Origin of the sequence: uncultured Paraglaciecola sp. (assembly GCF_963977085.1) — a bacterium.
Lineage (GTDB): Bacteria > Pseudomonadota > Gammaproteobacteria > Enterobacterales > Alteromonadaceae > Paraglaciecola.
In genome coordinates this window covers 1-19,870 of sequence record NZ_CAXBNC010000022.1, presented here as the reverse complement: position 1 = coordinate 19,870, position 19,870 = coordinate 1, and the positions used below count along the sequence as shown (strand labels likewise).

General features: G+C 41.1%; 21 protein-coding genes. 14 read left to right on the top strand and 7 right to left on the bottom strand.

What is annotated here, in order from left to right:
* Positions 1-74 precede the first annotated feature (74 nt).
* The 8 genes from serC to pyrF all read left to right on the top strand — a co-directional run bounded on the left by serC (position 75) and on the right by pyrF (position 7,822).
* The gene (gene serC, locus AAC000_RS19380; RefSeq protein WP_339725101.1) at positions 75-1,160 is read left to right on the top strand and encodes a 3-phosphoserine/phosphohydroxythreonine transaminase; all 1,086 of its coding nucleotides are present in this window, start codon (positions 75-77) and stop codon (positions 1,158-1,160) included.
* Entirely contained in the window at positions 1,160-2,440 is a 1,281-nt protein-coding gene (gene aroA, locus AAC000_RS19375; protein WP_339725100.1) for a 3-phosphoshikimate 1-carboxyvinyltransferase, read from the top strand. Before serC ends, aroA begins: the two co-directional genes overlap by 1 nt.
* A gap of 163 nt (positions 2,441-2,603) precedes the next feature.
* Entirely contained in the window at positions 2,604-3,302 is a 699-nt protein-coding gene (gene cmk / locus AAC000_RS19370) for a (d)CMP kinase (RefSeq protein ID WP_339725099.1), read from the top strand.
* 102 nt (positions 3,303-3,404) lie between these two features.
* Complete coding sequence (rpsA, locus tag AAC000_RS19365) at positions 3,405-5,075, top strand: 30S ribosomal protein S1 (protein WP_339725098.1); 1,671 nt, start codon at positions 3,405-3,407, stop codon at positions 5,073-5,075.
* 117 nt (positions 5,076-5,192) lie between these two features.
* The gene (ihfB, locus tag AAC000_RS19360) at positions 5,193-5,483 is read left to right on the top strand and encodes an integration host factor subunit beta (RefSeq protein ID WP_007637269.1); all 291 of its coding nucleotides are present in this window, start codon (positions 5,193-5,195) and stop codon (positions 5,481-5,483) included.
* A 173-nt stretch (positions 5,484-5,656) separates the two neighbouring features.
* Complete coding sequence (locus AAC000_RS19355; protein ID WP_339725094.1) at positions 5,657-5,929, top strand: LapA family protein; 273 nt, start codon at positions 5,657-5,659, stop codon at positions 5,927-5,929.
* The gene (gene lapB / locus AAC000_RS19350) at positions 5,929-7,098 is read left to right on the top strand and encodes a lipopolysaccharide assembly protein LapB (RefSeq protein WP_339725093.1); all 1,170 of its coding nucleotides are present in this window, start codon (positions 5,929-5,931) and stop codon (positions 7,096-7,098) included. The genes AAC000_RS19355 and lapB overlap by 1 nt, the downstream gene beginning before the upstream one ends.
* Before the next feature lies 1 nt (position 7,099).
* Positions 7,100-7,822 carry an orotidine-5'-phosphate decarboxylase gene (pyrF, locus tag AAC000_RS19345; RefSeq protein WP_339725092.1) on the top strand — a complete coding sequence of 241 codons (723 nt, stop codon included), beginning with the start codon at positions 7,100-7,102 and terminating at the stop codon, positions 7,820-7,822.
* A gap of 2 nt (positions 7,823-7,824) precedes the next feature.
* Here pyrF and ald read toward each other — a convergent pair whose 3' ends face one another.
* Positions 7,825-8,958, bottom strand: a complete 1,134-nt coding sequence (ald, locus tag AAC000_RS19340) for an alanine dehydrogenase (protein ID WP_339725091.1) — start codon at positions 8,956-8,958, stop codon at positions 7,825-7,827.
* 128 nt (positions 8,959-9,086) lie between these two features.
* On the opposite strand from ald, the gene lrp reads away from it, so the two are divergent.
* The 6 genes from lrp (at position 9,087) to serS (ending at position 15,779) form a co-directional block, all read left to right on the top strand.
* Entirely contained in the window at positions 9,087-9,572 is a 486-nt protein-coding gene (gene lrp, locus AAC000_RS19335; protein ID WP_339725089.1) for a leucine-responsive transcriptional regulator Lrp, read from the top strand.
* Positions 9,573-9,694: 122 nt separating this feature from the next.
* Positions 9,695-12,088, top strand: coding sequence for a DNA translocase FtsK 4TM domain-containing protein (locus AAC000_RS19330; protein WP_339725088.1), 2,394 nt, complete (start codon positions 9,695-9,697; stop codon positions 12,086-12,088).
* 21 nt (positions 12,089-12,109) lie between these two features.
* Positions 12,110-12,739, top strand: a complete 630-nt coding sequence (gene lolA, locus AAC000_RS19325; RefSeq protein WP_339725087.1) for an outer membrane lipoprotein chaperone LolA — start codon at positions 12,110-12,112, stop codon at positions 12,737-12,739.
* A 2-nt stretch (positions 12,740-12,741) separates the two neighbouring features.
* Positions 12,742-14,097: a replication-associated recombination protein A gene (locus AAC000_RS19320; protein ID WP_339725086.1), complete on the top strand. Its 1,356-nt coding sequence runs from the start codon at positions 12,742-12,744 to the stop codon at positions 14,095-14,097.
* 1 nt (position 14,098) lies between these two features.
* Positions 14,099-14,479 (top strand): fluoride efflux transporter CrcB, encoded by a 381-nt coding sequence (crcB, locus tag AAC000_RS19315; RefSeq protein ID WP_339725085.1) that lies wholly within the window; start codon positions 14,099-14,101, stop codon positions 14,477-14,479.
* Positions 14,480-14,489: 10 nt separating this feature from the next.
* Positions 14,490-15,779 (top strand): serine--tRNA ligase, encoded by a 1,290-nt coding sequence (gene serS, locus AAC000_RS19310; RefSeq protein WP_339725084.1) that lies wholly within the window; start codon positions 14,490-14,492, stop codon positions 15,777-15,779.
* Positions 15,780-16,324: 545 nt separating this feature from the next.
* On the opposite strand, the gene AAC000_RS19305 is transcribed toward serS, so the two are convergent.
* The 6 genes from AAC000_RS19305 to AAC000_RS19280 all read right to left on the bottom strand — a co-directional run bounded on the left by AAC000_RS19305 (position 16,325) and on the right by AAC000_RS19280 (position 19,545).
* Positions 16,325-17,197, bottom strand: a complete 873-nt coding sequence (locus AAC000_RS19305; protein ID WP_339725082.1) for a hypothetical protein — start codon at positions 17,195-17,197, stop codon at positions 16,325-16,327.
* A 216-nt stretch (positions 17,198-17,413) separates the two neighbouring features.
* Positions 17,414-17,752 carry a TusE/DsrC/DsvC family sulfur relay protein gene (locus AAC000_RS19300; RefSeq protein WP_339725080.1) on the bottom strand — a complete coding sequence of 113 codons (339 nt, stop codon included), beginning with the start codon at positions 17,750-17,752 and terminating at the stop codon, positions 17,414-17,416.
* 5 nt (positions 17,753-17,757) lie between these two features.
* Positions 17,758-18,042: a sulfurtransferase complex subunit TusB gene (tusB, locus tag AAC000_RS19295; RefSeq protein ID WP_339725078.1), complete on the bottom strand. Its 285-nt coding sequence runs from the start codon at positions 18,040-18,042 to the stop codon at positions 17,758-17,760.
* Positions 18,042-18,407 (bottom strand): sulfurtransferase complex subunit TusC, encoded by a 366-nt coding sequence (tusC, locus tag AAC000_RS19290; protein ID WP_339725076.1) that lies wholly within the window; start codon positions 18,405-18,407, stop codon positions 18,042-18,044. Before tusC ends, tusB begins: the two co-directional genes overlap by 1 nt.
* Positions 18,404-18,793, bottom strand: coding sequence for a sulfurtransferase complex subunit TusD (tusD, locus tag AAC000_RS19285; protein ID WP_339725074.1), 390 nt, complete (start codon positions 18,791-18,793; stop codon positions 18,404-18,406). The genes tusC and tusD overlap by 4 nt, the downstream gene beginning before the upstream one ends.
* 83 nt (positions 18,794-18,876) lie before the next feature.
* A complete protein-coding gene (locus AAC000_RS19280; RefSeq protein ID WP_339725072.1) occupies positions 18,877-19,545 on the bottom strand; it encodes a Bax inhibitor-1/YccA family protein in 669 nt (222 codons plus the stop codon).
* Positions 19,546-19,870: the final 325 nt, after the last annotated feature.

Sequence of the window (19,870 nt, the reverse complement as noted above, 5' to 3'; positions counted from 1 at the left end):
ATTTATGAGTGCTAATACCCATAAATAAAAACAATAACGAGTGGCTGATGCCGCTCGTTTTTTTTGGTAGCTAAATGACAAAAATTTATAACTTCTGTGCGGGTCCCGCCATGTTACCTGTAGAGGTAATGCAAAAAGCACAAGCTGAGTTTTTAGATTGGCAATCTATGGGCCGTTCTGTGATGGAGATTAGTCATCGCAGCAAAGAGTACATTGCATTGGCCGAAGCGGCAGAGCAAGACTTACGAGAATTACTCAATGTGCCTGATAATTACAAGGTATTGTTTGCCCAAGGTGGTGGGCGAGGTCAGTTTTCTGCGGTACCTATGAACTTGCGTGGAAGAGGGGATTCGGGCGCATTTTTGCTGACTGGCTCTTGGTCTGAAGGTGCGTTAAGCGAAGCCAGCAAGTTTCTGAATACCAAAGTAGTGGGCGAAGTGGAAGTGCAAGAGGGCTTAAGTACTGTCCCCAGTATTACAGAAAACCAAATTGATCAAAAAAGTGCCTATTTTCATTATTGTGCAAATGAAACGGTAGATGGAATTGAAATCAATGACATTCCCGATTGTGGCGATGTGCCACTGGTCGTAGATATGTCATCCAATATTTTGTCTAAACCATTAGATGTCTCTAAATTCGGCGTGATTTATGCCGGTGCCCAGAAAAACATTGGGCCATCTGGGCTCTCTGTGGTGATTGTGAGAGATGACTTATTAGATTATGCAATGCCTGAAACGCCTACGTTTTTGCATTATAAAACAATGGCTAATTACGACTCCATGTACAATACACCGCCTACTTATTCATGGTATCTAGCTGGTTTAGTATTTAAATGGCTTAAAGAGCAAGGTGGTGTGGCTAGTATCGCTGAGAAAAATGCTAAAAAAGCGGCGTTATTGTATGACTGTATCGATGAAAGTTGTTTTTATCTAAACAAAGTACATCCAAATTTTCGTTCAAAAATGAATGTCACCTTTCATCTTCCTAATGCTGAACTGGACGCTATTTTTATTCGCGAGTCTGAACAGGCTGGATTGACGGCTCTTAAGGGACACCGCAACGTAGGTGGCATGCGTGCCAGTATATATAATGCTATGCCATTAGAAGGTGTCATAGTACTAACCCAATTTATGCGAGATTTCGCTAGGAGATACAAATAATGGAACAATTACTTCTTTCACCCATAAATAAAGTGGATGGGACAGTGAATGTACCTGGTTCAAAAAGTTTGTCTAACCGCGCGTTATTGCTTGCTGCATTGGCAAAAGGTGAAACCCACCTCACTAATTTGTTAGACAGTGAAGATATTCACCATATGCTGAATGCTTTAACTAAGTTGAATGTAAATTATCGTTTATCTGATTGTAAAACCCAATGTTGGGTAACAGGCAATGGGGGAGTGTTCAATGTGCCTGAACCCGTTACTTTATTTTTAGGGAATGCCGGTACAGCTATGCGGCCACTCTGTGCTGCCCTTGCATGTAGTAGCGGTGAGTTTGAACTAACCGGTGAGCCTCGTATGGAAGAACGTCCAATTGGTGCCTTAGTTGACTCTTTACGCCAAGCTGGGGCTGACATCGAATATTTAAAAAATGAGGCTTATCCACCTTTATTGATTAAAGGTCATGCACTACAAGGTGGCAGCGTGACGGTAGATGGCAGTGTCTCTAGTCAATTTTTGACGGCTTTGTTGATGAGTGCACCTTTGTTTAAGGAAGATACTACTATTGAAATCAGTGGTGAGTTAGTGTCGAAACCTTATATCGATATTACCTTAGATACCATGGCTCAGTTTGGCATTAAGGTTGAGAATCAAAATTATCAACGCTTTGTGGTTCAAGGACAACAAGACTACCTTGCTCCTGGTCATTTTATGGTGGAAGGTGACGCATCATCGGCCTCTTATTTTTTAGCTGCAGGGGCGATTAAAGGCGGTACAGTCAAAGTCACTGGTATTGGTAAGAACAGTATTCAAGGTGATATTCGTTTCGCCGAAGTATTGGAAAAAATGGGCGCAAAAGTCAATTGGCAAGATGACTATATCGAAGTTACAAGTGCGCCATTAACGGCGGTTGATTTAGATATGAATCATATTCCCGATGCGGCTATGACCATAGCCACCACGGCACTTTTTGCTAAGGGTACAACGTCCATTAGAAATATCTATAATTGGCGTGTAAAAGAAACTGATCGCTTAGCGGCAATGAGTTGTGAACTTCGCAAAGTAGGTGCGACGGTAGAAGAAGGTGAAGACTATATTACTATTACCCCGCCAAAGCAGTTAACGCATGCTGAGATTGATACTTACAATGACCACCGTGTTGCTATGTGTTTTTCTCTGGTTGCCTTAAGTGATACAGCCGTGACCATTAATGATCCAGGTTGCACCGCTAAAACCTTTCCTGATTATTTTGATCGCTTTGCCACTATTTGTAAGTAATCTTATAGGGGCAGTTGCATCTAGTAAGGGGCGCTTGCCCCTTTATTTCAGCTGTTTTTGACCTGCAGACATTTAGGGTTAAAAAATTGTAACCATAGTGTCATTGCTTATCTAGCATCTATCCGTATAATTGCGCCCGATTTTATTCAGCTCAGGAGAGCGCATGTACACAGAACCTGTCATCACCATAGATGGGCCAAGCGGAGCAGGTAAAGGAACGGCCAGTACTTTACTGGCAAAAAAGCTTGGCTGGCACTTCTTAGACAGTGGAGCTATTTACCGAGTTTTGGCTGTTGCCTCACTCCATCATCAAATTCCAGCCGACGACGAAATAGGTTTGTTACCTCTAGCATCAGGATTAGATGTAAATTTCGAAACGACAGACAATGGCGTAAGGGTGATTTTAGAAGGTGAAGATGTCAGTGACACTATTCGCACTGAAGAAGTGGGCGCTACGGCGTCAAAAATAGCCGCATTGCCTTCCATTCGAGAAGCTTTACTTAGACGCCAAAGAGGTTTTAAACAGGCGCCAGGTTTAGTGGCCGATGGGCGAGATATGGGCACTGTGGTTTTTCCTGAAGCCCAAGTCAAAATATTTTTAACCGCTAGTGCCGAAGAGCGTGCCGATAGACGCTTTAAGCAGTTGAAAGATAAAGGACATGATGTTAGCATACTGCGCCTTTTGGATGACATAAAAGCACGCGACGAGCGAGATGCAAATCGAACCGTAGCCCCTTTAGTGCCGGCAAAAGACGCATTAGTTCTTGATTCAACCCAGTTGAATGTAGAGCAAGTGATTGAAAAGATTGAACTATTTATTGAAGAGAAACTAACTGAAAAAACTACTTCAGTAAATAGTTAAGTAGTAAAAATTTGCCAAATTACGGATGATTTGGTTATGAATAACAACCCCGCGCTCACTGGATTGTAACGTGGATGTCAAAAAGAAACTTATTAAAACACTATGATTGAAAATTTTGCTGATCTATTCGAAGAAAGTTTAAAAGTAATCGAAACCCGTCCTGGCTCTATCGTTAAAGGTACTATCGTATCAATTGATAAAGATATCGTACTTGTAGATGCTGGTCTTAAGTCTGAAAGCGCCATCCCTGTAGAACAATTTAGAAACGCCGAAGGCGAGCTAGATGTTGCCGTTGGTGATGTAATTGATGTTGCTTTGGATGCCATTGAAGATGGGTTCGGTGAAACAATTTTATCTCGCGAAAAAGCGAAACGCCATGAAGCTTGGGTAGAATTAGAAAAAGCTTATACTGAAAAAGAAACCATCATAGGTATTATTAACGGTAAAGTTAAAGGTGGCTTTACGGTTGAAGTGAACACAGTTCGCGCTTTCTTACCTGGTTCATTGGTTGACGTACGCCCAGTTCGCGATACGACTCATCTTGAAGGTAAAGAATTAGAATTTAAAGTTATCAAACTTGATGCAAAACGTAATAACGTTGTTGTTTCTCGTCGTGCTGTTATCGAAGCAGAAAGCAGTGCAGAACGTGATACGCTTCTTGCTAACCTTGAAGAAGGTCATGAAGTTAAAGGTATCGTTAAGAACCTTACAGATTACGGTGCGTTTGTTGACTTAGGTGGCGTAGATGGTCTTCTACACATCACAGATATGGCTTGGAAACGTGTTAAGCACCCAAGTGAAATCGTTAATGTTGGTGATGAAATCAACGTTAAAGTATTGAAATTCGACAAAGAGAAGTCTCGTGTTTCTCTTGGTATGAAACAAATGGGCAACGATCCTTGGCAAGAAATTGCAAACCGTTACCCTGAAGGCGCTAAATTAAGCGGTGCAGTGACTAACCTTACTGATTACGGTTGTTTCGTAGAAATCGAAGACGGTGTTGAAGGTTTGGTTCACGTTTCAGAAATGGATTGGACTAACAAAAACATTCACCCATCTAAAGTGGTTAACCTTGGTGACGTATGTGAAGTTATGGTGCTTGAAATTGACGAAGAACGTCGTCGTATTTCTCTTGGCCTTAAACAATGTATACCTAACCCTTGGGAAGAGTTCGCTAAAGCACAAAGCAAAGGCGACAAAGTTAGTGGTAAAATCAAATCAATCACTGATTTTGGTATCTTCATCGGTCTTGATGGCGGCATAGATGGTTTAGTTCACTTGTCTGATATCTCTTGGAATAAGACTGGCGAAGAAGCGGTTCGTGACTATAAGAAAGGTGATGAAATCTCTGCAGTTGTTCTTCAAGTTGATCCAGAGCGTGAACGTATCTCTCTTGGTGTTAAACAAATTGAAGAAGACCCTTTCAATCAGTACATCGCTGATACTAAGAAAGGCACTATAGTAACTGGAACTGTTACTGCAGTTGACGCTAAAGGCGTAACCGTTAAGCTTGCTGAAGAAGTTGAAGGTTATATCCGCGTAGGTGATTTAGCACGTGACCGTGTTGAAGATGCATCAACAGTTGTTAGCGTTGATTCAGAAATCGAAGCCAAATTTATGGGCGTTGATCGTAAGAATCGTATCGTTAACTTATCTGTTAAAGCAAAAGACCACGCAGATGAGAAAGATGCACTTGATAAAGTAAATCAACAAGAAGAAGTTGGTTTCACTAACGCTTTTGCTGATGCATTTAAAGCAGCTAAAAACGACTAATTGACGTCATACACAAGCGTGTTATTTAATTTTTGAAACATGAATAGTTTTGACAAATAATATAACGCGCTTATTATCGGTACTAACAGCTTTTTTAATTGACGGAGAGTTTACTTAATGACTAAGTCAGAACTTATAGAAAGACTGGCCGATAAGATGCGTCAGGTCCCTTCCAAGGACGTGGAGTCGTCGATAAAAGAAATGCTAGAACAGATGGCGCAAACCTTACAAAAAGGTGAACGTATCGAAATTCGAGGTTTTGGTAGTTTTTCTTTACATTATCGCGCACCACGTGTTGGTCGTAATCCTAAAACGGGTGAAACTGTGAAACTAGACGGTAAGTACGTTCCACATTTTAAACCGGGCAAGGAATTACGAGAAAGAGTCAACGAAAGTTTAGTGAGTTGATCTTTTAGTCATATTTTTTAAAAACGGCACTCCAATTAGGGTGCCGTTTTTGTTAGAGTTAAGACAATGTTATTTCACTTCATTTTGTAGACCACATTGAGCAATCAAAGCCGTAATCAAAACCAAGCTAGCAATCAAAGTCATTTTAGATTAAATAACCCAAAGGGGGCTAAATGAAAGTTAAAGGATTATTGTTATTACTTTTTATTTTGTTGATGCTTGTTATCGCGGGATTTGTCGGTTCACAGAATAGTCACCTCGTCTCGATAAACTATATATTGGCCGAGACAGAAATGCGTATGTCAGTGTTATTAGCCGTAACGTTTTTGTTAGGTATTATTTTCTCAGTGTTACTGATTATTGGTTATATTTTGCGATTAAAGTGGCGTATTGGCAGCTTAGAACGCAAAAACAAAAAACTTTCACTGCCTACTAACGCTACATAATGTTAGAACTTCTCTTCCTATTGTTACCCGTTGCTGCCGGATATGGCTGGGTGATGGGGCGCAACAGTGCTCGTCAAGCACAGCAACGACATTCCAGTATTTTGGCCAAGCATTATTATAGAGGCTTAAACTTTTTACTGTCTGATGAGCCCGACAAAGCGGTAGATACACTCATTAAAATGATTGATCTAGACAGTGATACTGTCGAAACCCATATTGCCATGGGGAAGTTTTTCAGACACAGAGGTGAACTTGATCGCGCGATTAGAGTGCATCAAAATTTGGTCAGTAAAGAACAAATCTCAGCACTGCAAAGAGAATCCGCTTTATACGAATTGGGGCGAGATTATATTTTGGCCGGATTCTTAGAGCGTGCAGAAAATGCCTTTTTACAACTCTTAAACAGTCAAAAGCATTTTATAAATGCACAAGTGCAATTATTCAATATCTATCAAACCACCAAAGAGTGGCAAAGAGCGATTGAACTGGCAGAACAGATGATAGGGGCAGGAGGTGACAGTGACGAGTTATGTAATCGTGTCGCACATTTTTACTGTGAACAGGCCAGTATTGAGATAAAAGACAATCGTTTAGACGAAGCAGAAGCGAACCTCAAAAAAGCAGTGCTTGCCGATGAAAAGTCTGTTCGTCCTTGGCTAATGTTAGGCGAAATAGCCATGCAACAACAAAAATACAGTGACGCTATTGATTGTTTGAGTGAAATTCCTAGTCGAGATGTGAGCTGGCTAAGTGAGGCCGTGCCATTAATTGAAGAATGTGCTGAGCATTTAAATGACGAAGTGAAACTGAATAAAGTATTAGATGAATACTGGCAGCAATGTGCCACGGCTTACTTGGCTAAAGTCAAACTTATGGCAAAAGACGGCGATACAGCCAATGCCGCGCAAGTATTGTTAGAACAATTAAAGAAACACCCTACCATGAAAGGTTTCAAAACTTTAATGGGCCTATACATTGATTTACAAGATCATGAGCAATCAACCAATAGTTTGCTATTACTGAAAGAATTAGTAGAAGAACAAATAGAACAACGCCCTAAGTATAAATGTCATAGCTGTGGGTTTGCCGGTAGCAAAATTCATTGGTTATGCCCTTCATGCAAAAAATGGGGTGTGGTTAAACCAATTAAAGGCTTAGACGGAGAGTAGTTTGATAAATAGTGGCGTGGCAAGTACAAATAAAGATCCAAAAATCGTTGTGGCACTTGATTTTGATCAAAAAGATAAGGCAGAAGATTTTGTTGCTAAGCTTGATCCTCAAATGTGTCGATTAAAAGTGGGTAAGGAAATGTTCACCCATTTTGGTCCTGGTTTTGTCACTAAGCTTGTTGAACAAAACTATGATGTATTTTTAGATCTTAAATTTCATGATATTCCTAATACTGTCGCTAAGGCTTGCCAAGCTGCAGCAGACTTAGGTGTGTGGATGGTAAATGTGCACGCATCAGGTGGCCCGAAAATGATGGAATATGCCAAAGAGAGCCTTGAAAAATTTTCGACTAATAAACCTTTGCTCATTGCAGTGACAGTATTGACCAGCATGGATCAACAACAATTATTGGCTATCGGAATTGATTCAACACCAGAAGAACAAGTATTAAAACTTGCCAAATTGACTCACGACTGTGGGTTAGATGGAGTAGTGTGTTCGGCACAAGAGTCAACACTACTCAAATCCAATATAAGTGAAGATTTCAAACTCGTTACCCCAGGAATTCGACCTGAAGGATCAAGTAAAGGCGATCAAATGCGTATTATGACGCCTAAACAAGCCATTCAAGCCGGCTCAGATTATTTGGTTATTGGTCGACCGATTACCCAATCAGCCGACCCACTCGCAACCTTAATCGAGATTAATAACTCAATTCTTTAATCTTAAAGAGTTTCTAACGCGGTTTTAGCATCCATATATTCAAGGTTAAGTTCTTTGCCTAAAGCATCTACTACTGCTTTGTAAGTGACTTTACCTTGATGCACATTTAAGCCGTTCAATAAATGCGGGTCATCTAACATGGCCTGTTTCGGGCCTTTATTCGCCAGAGCAAGTCCGAAGGGTAGGGTTGCATTGTTAAGTGCCATAGTCGAGGTACGTGCGACACCACCGGGCATATTGGCAACGCAGTAATGCACTACATCGTCGATAATATAAACAGGATCTTGATGGGTGGTGGCTTTAGAGGTTTCAAAACAACCTCCCTGATCAATCGCCACGTCTACTACCACTGAACCTGGTTTCATCTGTTTTATATGTTCACGATTAAGCAACTTAGGCGCTGCGGCACCTGGCACCAAAACTGCTCCAACCACTAAATCTGCTCGAGATGAATAATATTCAATGGCTTCAGTTGTTGAAAAGACTGTGGCAAGACGTCCCTCAAAAATGTCGTCTAGTTCACGTAGTCTATTTAAAGAGCGGTCGAGTATGGTCACATCGGCACCTAAACCCATTGCCATTTTCGCCGCATTCAAGCCTACTACGCCGCCGCCAATGACGAGTACTTTTCCTGGTGCTACACCTGGAACTCCGCCTAATAAAGTGCCGCTACCCCCTTGGGCTTTTTCTAAATAATGCGCCCCAGCTTGCACCGACATTCTCCCGGCGACTTCACTCATAGGAGCTAAAAGTGGCAGAGTATTTCTATTGTCAGTCACCGTTTCATAGGCAATACAGGTTGCGCCAGATTCGATTAATAACTTAGTTTGTTCAGGGTCGGGTGCCAAATGCAAATAGGTATATAGGGTCTGGCCGGGTCTTAACATACGACATTCGTTTGGCTGCGGCTCTTTGACCTTTACTATCATATCCGCTTTGGCAAAAATTGTGTCTGGTGTAGCAATGATCTCGGCGCCAGCTTCAATATATTGCTCGTCAGTAAATCCAATGGAATGTCCAGCTTGAGTTTCAACCCATACTTGGTGGGCATGATGGACAAACTCTTTGACTGCGGCCGGTGTCAAACCCACTCTATATTCATGGTTCTTAATTTCTTTAGGTACACCGATTAACATGTCTCGCTCCAATTTTAGGGATAGTTCAAAAAGAAAAAATTATAAGTGAATATTTGAAGTAAGTTGTTGGGTATTCAGACATTCAAAAGTATAATATTCCGATAAATCTAAGTTTTTCGGTATATTCTATGTTAATCAAAACGCCTAAGCATCTTGATAGAATCGATAGAAACATTCTTATTGAGCTGCAAAAGAATGGAAAAATCACTAATTCAGAGCTTGCAAGTAAGGTAGGGTTGAGCGCTAGCCCTTGCCTGGAAAGAGTTAAAAGGCTGGAGGTGCAAGGGTATATTACCGGTTATCATGCCCGCGTCGATCCTTCATTGTTGGGTGCGGCTATGTTAGTTTTTGTGGAAATCACCTTAACAAAAACGTCTGTAGATATATTTGAAGAATTTTCTGCTGCCGTGAGAAAGCACGAAGATATTCAAGAATGTCATCTTGTATCAGGTAATTTCGACTTTTTACTTAAAGCGCGTGTTGCAGATATGTCTAGTTATCGAAAATTACTTGGGGATACCTTACTTCGCTTACCTGGTGTGAGTGAGTCTCGGACTTATGTGGTTATGGAGGAGATAAAGGAGTCAACACAGGTAAAAATTAGCTTGAAATAATATTAGTGCCCTAGTATTGATTAATTACCGAGCGAAAGCTTTATGCAAACTAGGATTTTTAGTACGGCACTGGTATCTTATGGGCTTACACGAATAACATTTAAGAAAAGATAACTATTTATATGGCGCGACTCACAGGCATTCAAAGAATTATGGAAGTAGGCATGATTGTTAGTTGTGTCTTTGCGTTTTTTTTATTGTTAGCCATGGCATCTTTTCATCCAGCGGATCCAGGTTGGAGTCAAGCAGGATTGCAAAGTGATGTGCATAACTGGGTAGGCCCAATTGGGGCGTGGTTTGCTGATATCTTATTTTTTACCCTAGGCTCTTTTGCCTATAGCTTGCCATTTTGTTGTGCTTTTTTGGGGTGGTTTTTATTCCAACAAACCAAAACCTTACTAGAGATTGACTACCTCACCATAGGTTTACGTCTAATAGGAGTAATCTTATTAGTATTAGGTGCGACTGGGTTATTAAGCTTGAATGTGGAAGATATTTATAATTACACATCAGGCGGTATGGTGGGGGATGTACTGAGTTCGTCGCTGATTCCCTATTTTAGCATGGTAGGTACAACCCTTTTGCTATTGTGTTTTTTCTGTACAGGTTTTACCTTGTTAAGCGGGGTCTCATGGGTTGCCATAGTTGATAAAATCGGCGAGATGGCTATAGGCTTTAGCCGTTTTATTTATCAGGCCCCTGCTAAAATTAAGGGGTCGTCTATTCCACTGTTGTCCTTTAAAAAGTCCGAACCTGAACCAGCCACTTTAGCTTCTACGGATAATGATTTTTGGGGCTCTGAATCCGAAAATAACAGTTTTGAAAAACAGCATGAGCCAAGTTATTCAGCCGAGCCGGTGGTGCCGCAAAGTATTTTAGATGAACCACCCAAGAAAAGCCCAGTTTCCATCAGTGAATTAAAACAGAAAATTAGTCTGGCAAGGAAGTCTCCTAAGGTTGAACCTGTCATCAGCGATGCGCCATTTGCATCATCACCAGATGTAATGGAGGACAGTGAGCAGGGTGCTATGCCGTCATTTGATCTGCTAGAGCGCGCCGATAAAGTGAAAAATCCAATTACGCCTGAAGAATTAGAAATTGTGTCTCGTTTGCTCGAAGCCAAACTCGCTGATTTTAACATTGAAGCGCGAGTAGTGGGGGTGTATCCTGGACCCGTGATTACTCGTTTTGAAATGGACTTAGCACCAGGCGTCAAAGTGAGTAAAATCACTACCTTATCAAAAGATTTAGCCCGTTCCATGTCAGCAATTTCGGTGCGTGTTGTTGAAGTCATACCCGGTAAATCGGTAATAGGCCTAGAGCTACCCAATAAAAAACGCGATATGGTGCGTTTAAGTGAAGTGATCAGTACCGATGTATTCCAGTCATCTGATTCACCTTTAACTATGGTGTTAGGCGCGGATATTTCAGGAAAACCTGTAGTAGTAGATTTGGCGAAAATGCCTCACTTGCTCGTTGCGGGTACAACTGGCTCTGGTAAGTCAGTTGGTGTCAACGTGATGATTTTAAGTCTGTTATACAAATCAACGCCCGAAGATGTGCGTATGATAATGATCGATCCCAAGATGTTGGAGCTGTCGGTTTATGAAGGTATCCCGCATTTATTAGCTGAAGTGGTCACAGACATGAAAGAAGCCGCCAACGCATTACGTTGGTGTGTGGGAGAAATGGAACGTCGCTATAAATTGATGTCAGCCTTAGGAGTAAGAAACTTAAAGGGTTATAACACCAAAGTGCTAAATGCTATTGAAGCCGGTGAGCCTATTCGAGACCCATTGTGGAAGTTTGAAGAAAGCATGGAAACAGAAGCGCCTTTTTTAGAAAAACTGCCCGCTATTGTAGTTATCGTAGATGAATTTGCCGACATGATGATGATTGTTGGTAAAAAAGTAGAAGAGCTAATTGCACGTATTGCGCAAAAAGCCCGTGCTGCAGGTATTCACTTAGTGTTGGCCACACAAAGGCCTTCTGTTGATGTGATTACTGGGTTAATTAAAGCGAATATTCCTACTCGTATTGCATTTCAGGTGTCCTCTAAAATTGATTCTCGTACTATCCTCGATCAAGGTGGGGCTGAAGCACTTCTAGGCGCTGGTGATATGTTGTACTTGCCACCAGGAACGGGGGTGCCAACGCGTATTCACGGTGCTTTTGTGGACGATCACGAAGTCCATGCGGTAGTAGCCGATTGGAAAAAACGTGGTGCCCCTCAATATATAGATGAAATCTTGAACGGTGATGCAAGTGCCGAAATTCTGCTACCAGGTGAGCAACCAGAGGATTCAGATCAAGAATACGATGTATTTTATGATGAGGCGGTGGCTTTTGTGACTGAAAGTAGAAGAGCATCGGTTTCAGGTGTGCAGCGAAAATTCAGAATTGGTTACAATCGTGCCGCAAGACTAGTGGAACAAATGGAACAAAGTGGCGTCGTAACTTCACCTGGGCATAATGGCAACCGTGAAGTATTAGCCGCTGCCGCCCCGAGAGATTAACCCTACAAGAAGTAATATTAAATGAACAAACAAACCCGATTAGGGCCACTATTGTTATTTTTCGTGGTGGTTTTTACCAGCCCATTTACCTTGGCAACTGATATAAATGCTAAACAGCAGCTTAAAGTGAAGCTGGCGTTACTGGCGAGCTACCAAGCTAATTTCACTCAAACCGTAGTCGATATTGAGAACACAATACTGCAACAGGCCAGTGGTCGAATAGTGTTGCAACAACCCAACAAATTATATTGGGAATTGTTTGAACCCAACGAAAGTGTGTTATTGGCTGATGGCGATAATATCTGGAATGTGGACCCCTTTTTAGAGCAAGTGGTTGTTTATGGCGCAGATGCCGCACTTGAGAATAATCCACTTATTTTGTTAACTAATCCCGACAGCAGTAAATGGCAAGAGTTTGAGGTGAATCAAGTAGCAAGCCAATTTATCATTACACCCCTTGAACCCAATGGTGGTATTGAGTCATTACGATTATTGTTTAACGGCGAGCAATTAGTAGAGCTTGAAAGCCAAGATGGACAACAACAAAAAAGCCTGTTGAGGTTCAGTGATATACAACAAAATAAAACATTACCTGCAGATACCTTTATTTTTGTCATGCCTGAAGGTTATGAGCTGGACGACCAGCGCTAACCATGACCGCAGAATTTGACTTTGCAGATAATAACGACTCAGTTGCGCAATTTGCCCCTTTAGCTGCGCGAATGCGTCCTCAGGTTATCGAGCAATATTTTGGTCAGCAACATATCATTGGTCCAGATAAACCTTTAAGGGCAGCCTTGTTGCGAGGCCAATGCCATTCTATGATTTTGTGGGGGCCGCCAGGAACAGGTAAAACGACTCTAGCAGAGTTGGTCGCCAATCATTGCCAAGCCCATATTGAACGCTTATCAGCGGTTAGTAGTGGTGTGAAGGATATTCGTTTGGCCATTGATAACGCCAAACATTATGCCAGCCAACACAAAAAGCGCACTATCTTATTTGTTGACGAAGTACACCGCTTTAATAAAAGCCAACAAGATGCATTTTTACCTTATATTGAAGATGGGACTGTGACCTTTATCGGTGCTACTACTGAAAACCCCTCCTTTGAATTAAACAATGCACTCTTATCTAGAGCCAGAGTATATGTACTCAAAAGTTTAAGCGAAGATGATCTTAGTGAGGTCATCACACAAGCGTTAACGGATAAAAAACGTGGACTGGGTCTGGCTGAAATCACTTTAGATGAATACGCTAAGTCTATGCTGATTGATATGGCAGCAGGTGATGCTAGGCGTTTGCTAAATTATTTGGAACTCAGCGCTGATTTTTTGCCCTCAGACTCAGTAGACAAAATCTTAACCGTTGAGATGGTAAAATTGGCGGTTGGCGAAAAGGTTGCGCAATATGATAAAAATGGTGATCAATTTTACGACTTAATATCCGCTTTTCATAAGTCGGTTCGTGGTTCTGCACCTGATGCTGCTTTGTATTGGTACGCTAGGATGTTAGTCGCAGGGTGCGACCCTTTATATGTGGCCAGACGTTTATTGGCTATCGCTACAGAAGACATAGGCAATGCCGATCCAAAAGCCATGCAAATTTGTTTAAACGCATGGGATATTTTTCATCGTGTCGGTCCTTCTGAGGGGGAACGAGCGATTGCCCAAGCCACACTTTATTGTGCAAGTACTGCAAAAAGTAATGCAGTGTATATGGCATTTAAAGCAGCGGTAAAACATGCCCAAGACACCCCAGATTGTGCAGTTCCAGAACACTTGAGAAACGCTCCGACTAGTCTAATGAAGGACTTAGGTTACGGCAAAGAATACCGCTATGCTCATAATGAGGATCACGCCTTCGCAGCAGGAGAAAACTATTTTCCTGAATCATTGAGTGATACCCAATATTATCAACCTAGCTCTCGCGGCTTAGAGAAAAAGCTCCAAGAAAAATTGAAGTTTCTAAAGGATCTTGATTTGCACAGTACTCAGCGTAGGTATAATTAATATGCAAACGGTAACTATGTATATTTTTATCGCAGTGGGTGGGGCAACGGGCGCCTGTTTGCGTTATTTTCTTTCACAACTGATGCTTCAATGGTTTGGCAAAGGCTTTCCTTTTGGTACACTTCTGGTCAATATTGTAGGGTCATTTTTTCTAGGCTTTTTGTATTCATTGCTGGAGCATGGTCAATTAGAAGCGGCGCTATGGCGAACAACAATCGGAATTGGTTTTCTTGGTGCACTCACCACATTTTCCACATTCTCAGTAGACACGTTAATGCTCTTTCAACAAGGTTTGTGGTTCAAAGCAGCAATTAACGTAACATTAAATGTATTGTGCTGTTTATTTGCAGCATGGTTAGGCACTCAATTAGTTAAAGGTTAGATAAAACAAAATGTTAGATCCAAAATATTTACGTGGCGATATTCAACAAACTGCAGAAAAACTCAAAAGAAGAGGGTTTGAATTAGACGTAAATTCCTTTATTGAATTAGAAGAAAAGCGTAAGTCATTGCAAATCAAAACCCAAGAATTGCAAAATGAGCGTAATGTACGTTCTAAGTCTATTGGCAAGGCCAAAGCATCCGGTGAAGATATTCAACCGCTATTAGCTGAAGTTGGCAAACTCGGTGACGAACTAGACGCGGCCAAAGCTGAGTTAGCTGTATTGTTAGACGAAATAGCCGCTAAATCACAAATTATTCCTAATTTACCTGACGACAGTGTACCTCAAGGTGAAGACGAAAATGACAATCTTGAAATCAGTCGTTGGGGCACACCCCGTGAATTTGATTTTGACATCAAAGATCATGTGGACATAGGAGCTAACCTTAACAAAGGGGTCGATTTCGAAGCTGGGGTAAAATTAGCTGGTTCTCGTTTTGTTGTGATGCGTGGTCAAGTGGCACGACTAAATCGTGCTATTGCTCAATTTATGTTGGACTTACATACTCAGGAGCATGGTTACGAAGAAACGAATATTCCTTTGTTGGTTAACCATGAAAGCATGACTGGCACAGGTCAATTTCCTAAATTTATGGATGATGCCTTTCATACCAAACCGGCCACTGAAGAGGGGCAGGGGTTGTCACTTATTCCTACTTCAGAAGTCCCTTTGGCGAATATTGCTCGTGATGAAATCTATGAGTTGAAAGATTTGCCGTTAAAGATGACTGCGTTTAGCCCCTGTTTTCGCAGTGAAGCGGGCTCGCACGGTCGTGATACCCGTGGTTTGATCCGTTTACATCAATTTGAAAAAGTAGAATTGGTGCAACTGACCACACCAGACAATTCGTTTGATGCTTTAGAAGAGTTAACCGCACACGCTGAAAAAGTGCTGCAATTACTTGAATTACCGTATCGTAAAATGTTGTTGTGTACAGGTGATATGGGGTTTGGTGCCTGTAAAACTTATGACTTAGAAGTGTGGATCCCGGCCCAAGACACTTACCGTGAAATTTCGTCCTGTTCAAATATGTTGGATTTCCAAGCCCGCAGAATGCAAGCACGTTTTCGCGGTGAACATGGTAGCAAGCCTGAGTTATTACATACCTTGAATGGCTCTGGTTTAGCTGTAGGACGTACTCTAGTGGCTATATTAGAGAACTATCAACAAGCTGATGGTTCGGTTACTGTGCCAACAGTGTTGCAGCCTTATATGGGTGGGTTGGAGAAGATTGGCTAAGAGGTTGGGTTTTAGTTTTAATTGAGTTTGGGAAGGTGAGCTTTGGCTCACCTTTTTTTGTTTTTGTGTTTATGATTCACTTCGTTCACTTATGTGCTACGCACACGGCATCCCGCGCGGCGTCCGCATGCCTTTTTTCAAAAAGCATCCCTGCTTTACGACCTACTTTTTTGCTGAAATTTTAAATGCGGGAACAATGGCGGTGACTTGGACTATTGGCGTTAGTAGGAAAGATCGTTTTTGTAATTGGGTAAATTATCATGACTATCTATGTTAGTAACCCTAATGAATTCACAAAATAACATTTAAATTGACTCAGCCCCCTTTTTACCTTTTTATTTAGTAGCAATACTTGAGAGCAGTCAACAAGCTGATGGCTCAGTTGCAGTTCCTAAGGTATTGCAATCTTATTTGGGTGGCATAGAAAAAATTGGCTAGAGTGACTAGCTTTATTATCATTCCCAAAGGTGTACTGTTTATTAGTACTACCCTTGGGGCATTTAAGTGATTTTTCATTTTTAATGAAAAAGTAACAACTGATTTGACTAAATAGTTAACGGAGCCCAACTAGTGCCTTTCGGTCCCTCATCGTCGGTATGGTCAGTCATCCGCGTCCAGTCTTTGCCATTAAAACTTTCTTTCATATTTTCAAAAGCATCCTCTTTACTTAGTGATAGCTTTTCAGCACCCCACAATTGAGTTGATATTTTGGGTCCTGCTATATTCACTATAGCGGGAGGGTGCGTTATCTTATTACAAATAAGTCCCATTCCATTTGGTTTCCATTTGATCTGAGCGTTCAAATGATAAGAAGATCCAAAGTCAATTGTCCATTTATACGCTCCCAAAGCTATCAAACAATTGTCCAGCTTACGATAGCAGCAAAGAGCCGTGAGAAAGTTGAGCTTTCCAGAACTGCAAACAAGGTAAGAGTTGGCTGTGCCAGGGTAGGTAATAGGAAAGTAATGCATTGGCTCGTCTTCTGATTTAACTTTATACAGACTATGAACTTCCGTTAATTGTTTTGGTGTGTCACTGAATGGCCAAGATGAAGAATCCTGAACATCGCGGATCGGTAGCGGGGCTATTTTCATGTAGAGTTTTTGTCCGCCACTATATGTGCCGGTATGTTCGGATTCTCTTATACTTTGAAGCCAACCAAACTTCCAGTTTGACTCAAGGTTAGGTTTATTATTCAGTATTACTTTCCCACGAAATTTCTGACTTGATGTTTGAATATGTATTAAAGGCACATTGGATTGCAGGTAGGAGTTGCGTTGAAAGTAGGTGAAATTTTGATAGCCTGGAACTTCGGATACAAAAAAATTCTGCTTGAATTTGCTAATAGGGCAAGCAATATCCGGTTTTTTCCACATATACCAAGAAATTTCTAAGTCATCATGTTTATATTTCTCCATACTAAATTCTCATAATAATCTAAGTGCCTACCAAGATTAGTGCAGTTACTTCAACTCTGCAAAATTTGGTTTTTATCCCTTTAATTCGGACAATGGGCATAATAGCTTGATGACATTCAATACAGTATTTGAATGTTAATCACTGTTTGATATGTCGCTTGCTAAAAGTATTCTCAGGAATGAGTTGCCACTGTTTTTCGCATTGAGGATATTGCACTACAAACACTTAGCAGGTTTAGGCAGTCCTGCAATTTTAGTGGCTTGTTTAGCTGGGCCTTTGGGGAAAAGTTTAAACAAATAACGGCTATTGCCTTTTTCTGGGCCGAATTCGTTGGCCATGGCTTTGACTAAGGCGCGCATCGCTGGGCTGGTATTAAATTCAAGGTAAAACTGGCGTACAAAGTTGACTACTTCCCAGTGATTATCGGTAAGCTCAATATTTTCTGTTTGGGCTAAAGTAGGGGCCATCTCTGCTTGCCAGTCTTGTACATTCAATAAATAACCCGCTTTATCTGTCGCAATAGATTGACCTGAAAATTCAAAATAATAGTCCATTGATGTTACCAACTCATAACTTTGTCATATTGTAGACTGAGTTCAACAAAGCCCGTGTAACTTATCAGTTGTATTTTATCATTTGCCACCTGCACACCACGAGCCTGTGCATCCTCTTGAAGCACGTAGACTGAGTCGAGTTCTGCGAGCTTGGAAATCAAGGTTTCGTTCATAACGGCATAAACGGCGTCTTGAGTGAGTAGTAAACCGTCTGAGCTATGTATTCGTAGCAAACAATGTTCTAGGGCTAGATGAGTAAATGGGCTTAAGGTTATTTTATGTAAAATCATTAAAAGCTCATCACATGTTGTTGTGACGCTAAAAGGTCGCCTAGGTCTTCAAATTCAATAAGTGTCACCGGGATACATAATTGTTCGCTACTAATGCCTCTTTGCTGCAAGCTTTGTTGACACACATAAATGTTTTCTATGTCGTAAAACTCAAGGGCGGGGAAGGTTTTAGAATACCCTTTAGCGTCAATTGTTGCGGCGTTTTGTGAAGCCAATAATTGTAACACCCCATCTTCGATAAAAAACACACTCACGTCTTGGGCAAAGTTACTCATGGCCATTGCCATGTCTAAGCTTTCTTGACCGTTAGAGCAGCCATACGGTGCCGATTTGTTGATGATGGCTATCTTTGATATCTGGCTCAAAATTGCATCAACCTATCACTATCATTAATTAAGTTTGCTAACTCACCTAAACCTACTGATTCAAAAGGTGCAGTTAAACTAAAATGTGGGTTGTCAGAATCTCTAGCATCTTCAGTGGTTATGATGCCTCTTTTACTCGCAGCGCTGACACACACCATTAAAGGTACCTGATGCTCCAGTGAAAATTTTTGCCAAGCGTCGAATAAGTTAAATTCGTCAGAGGGAATGACCTGTAAACTTGACGCATTCAGGGTACCGCTTTGATAAAAAAAGATACCATTTACCTTATGTTTTGACTGCACAGCGGCAAGGGCAAAACGATAGGCACTGTAAGCGTTTTGTTGTGAAAATGGGGCGGATGTAACTAATAAAGTAAAAGATGACATAGTTTGGCAATGTACCATATAAAAGAGTCATAAAAAAACGCCCCAGCAAGCTGAGGCGTCTAAAAACTCAATTCAATAATGAATTAATCATCTCCACCAAAAGCACCTAATAAATGCAGGATAGAAGTGAACAGGTTATAGATATTTAAGTACATAGAAACAGTTGCACGAATATAGTTGGTTTCACCACCGTTAATAATGCGGCTAGTATCATACAAGATAAAGCCAGACATAATAAACACTATGGCTGCACTTACGGCCAAGCTCAATGCAGGAATACCCATAAATATGTTAGCGATTGAAGCCACTACTGCCACAATCAAACCCACCAATAAAAAACCACCCATAAAAGAGAAGTCTTTCTTAGTAGTTAATACATAACCAGATAAACCAAAAAATACTAAGGCAGTGGTACCAAATGCCTGCATAATCAAACTTGCTCCACCGGCAAAACCAGCGTAATAGTTTAACATTGGGCCTAAAGACGCACCTAATAGTCCGGTAAATACAAACACAAACACTATACCCATTGAGCTTTGTGCTGCTTTGTTTAAGAAAAAGATCATCACCAAGGCACCTATACTCATCATCATAGCTGCGCCTTGACCTAATCCTATTGACATGGCAACACCGGCGCAAATTGCGCTGAACGTTAATGTCATAGCCAACAACATGTACGTATTACGCAGTACTTTGTTGGTTTGTAATGCAGAAGCTTCACCCGCACTACTATAGATAGTTCTCTGTTCCATTGTCGTCTCCTAAGAGTAAGTTAAAAAGAGTTAATTACTTATAGTGTCTTTGTATGGTGTTTGGTTCACTTTTTCAAGTAATACCGTATTTAATTATTATTCTAATTCGTAACTTGATGTAAATGCGTACAATCCGTTCAAACAATGTTCAATCAGAACATTTTGTTTAATTAGGGCTTTACAAGCCCTTAAAACGTCACTAATATTCGCATCCTCAATTCGGGGAGGCAACAAAGCTTAGCTTAGCCACTCACAATTGTAGAACAATTCGGATAGCTGGCAGAGCTCGGTTTAATGCACCTGACTTGAAATCAGACGTAGGGTC